This is a genomic window from Cupriavidus sp. WS, assembly GCF_000395345.1.
Taxonomy (GTDB): domain Bacteria; phylum Pseudomonadota; class Gammaproteobacteria; order Burkholderiales; family Burkholderiaceae; genus Cupriavidus; species Cupriavidus basilensis_B.
In genome coordinates this window covers 1-1,235 of sequence record NZ_AQPL01000546.1, presented here as the reverse complement: position 1 = coordinate 1,235, position 1,235 = coordinate 1, and the positions used below count along the sequence as shown (strand labels likewise).

Annotated in this window: 1 protein-coding gene; it reads right to left on the bottom strand. The window is 67.3% G+C overall.

Features of this window, described 5'->3' with window-relative positions:
• Positions 1-105: 105 nt before the first annotated feature.
• Entirely contained in the window at positions 106-1,149 is a 1,044-nt protein-coding gene (gene bioB, locus K206_RS0134225) for a biotin synthase BioB (RefSeq protein WP_020206779.1), read from the bottom strand.
• Positions 1,150-1,235: the final 86 nt, after the last annotated feature.

Below are 1,235 nucleotides of genomic sequence, written 5' to 3'. Positions count from 1 at the left end.
TCAGCAGTTGACTTTGACGTTCAGCCACCGACGTCAAACCATTGAAGCCAAAGCCAACTTCGAAGTCAGCCAATCCCCCCCACCACCCCGAACAAAAAAATCCCCCTACCCACCATACCCCTCAGTCCGAATATCCAACCTCCCCAGCAAAGCCCGATCCCGATCCGCCTGCGGATTGGCCGTCGTCAACAGCCGATCCCCATAAAAAATGGAATTGGCCCCCGCCATGAAACACAGCGCCTGCAACGCATCGTCCATCGCCTCGCGCCCGGCCGACAGCCGCACCATCGCCCGCGGCATGGTGATGCGCGCCACCGCGATGGTGCGCACGAACTCGAACGGGTCGATCGGCTCGGCGTGGGCCAGCGGCGTGCCTTCCACGGCCACCAGGTTGTTGATGGGCACCGACTCGGGATACGGGTCCATGTTGGCGAGCTGGGCGATCAGCCCGGCGCGCGCGTCGCGCGATTCGCCCATGCCGACGATGCCGCCGCAGCAGACGTGGATGCCGGCGTCGCGCACGTGGCCGATGGTGTCGAGGCGGTCCTGGTAGGTGCGGGTGGTGATGATCTCGCCGTAGAACTCGGGCGAGGTGTCGAGGTTGTGGTTGTAGTAGTCCAGGCCCGCTTCCTTCAGGCGGCGCGCCTGCTCGGCTTCGAGCATGCCGAGCGTGACGCAGGTCTCCAGGCCCATCGCCTTGACTTCCTTGACCATCTCGATGACCGGCTCGAGGTGGCGCTCCTTGGGGCTGCGCCAGGCCGCGCCCATGCAGAAGCGGCCGGCGCCGCTGGCCTTGGCGGCGCGCGCGGCTTCGAGCACTTCGTCCAGCGCCATCAGCTTCTCGGCCTTGACGCCGGCGTCGTGGTGCGCGCTCTGCGGGCAGTAGCCGCAATCCTCTTCGCAGCCGCCGGTCTTGATCGACAGCAGCGTGGAGAGCTGCACGGCGTTGGGGTCGAAATTCTCGCGGTGCACCTGCTGGGCGCGGAACAGCAGGTCGTTGAACGGCAGCGCGTAGAGCGCGGCGACGTCGGCCACGGACCAGTCGCCGGGCTTGGCGGGCGCGGGTTCGGCGAAGCGGCGGGCGGTCTGGCGCAGGCTGTCGGCGGAGATGGTGGCGACGGCGTCGCCGGCGAGGGTGTTATTGGTCATGGTCGTTTCCGTGTTCTGTCTTGTCTTGGGGGATAGGTTCCGCGCGCCGCGCTCAGCCGAGCAGCGGCGCGAGCGCCAGCCGGCCG

What these genes read in the sequence shown, in the direction of transcription:
- bioB (WP_020206779.1), bottom strand. Translation starts at nt 1,149, where the DNA reads ATGACCAATAACACCCTCGCCGGCGACGCCGTCGCCACCATCTCCGCC.